At 68.1% G+C, this 386-nt stretch carries 1 pseudogene; it reads right to left on the reverse strand.

Features of this window, described 5'->3' with window-relative positions:
* Positions 1–386 (reverse strand): annotated as a pseudogene (locus D7V77_RS43005) (bifunctional hydroxymethylpyrimidine kinase/phosphomethylpyrimidine kinase); the annotation flags it as partial.

Raw genomic sequence — 386 nt, forward strand, 5'->3', positions numbered from 1 at the left:
GTCCTGGGCCCGCACCAGCTGCAGTTCATAGCTGGAGCAGGCCTGGGTTTCGAGCAGCACTTCGTGTACGGCCGCAGCGGTGAATTCGAACGCCTGCACCCAGCTGTCGCCGAGCAGGACTCGGGCCAGGAACAGGCCTGAGGTCAGGTCACCCACCCCTACCGGCTGCCGCGGGAACGCCAGCAGCGGGCGGCGCAGATGCCAGCTCTGCTCGGCGGTCACCAGCAGCATCTCGAACTGGTCCTCGGCGCGCCCGGGGTAAGCAAGGTGCTTGACCAGCACCACCTGCGGCCCGCGCTGCAACAGGCTGCGCGCTATGTTCACGCAGTCCTCCAGCGACTGCGCTCGGCGGCCACAGAAGCTGTCCAGCTCCAGCTGGTTGGGGC

Origin of the sequence: Corallococcus sp. CA041A (assembly GCF_003612075.1) — a bacterium.
Taxonomy (GTDB): domain Bacteria; phylum Myxococcota; class Myxococcia; order Myxococcales; family Myxococcaceae; genus Corallococcus; species Corallococcus exiguus.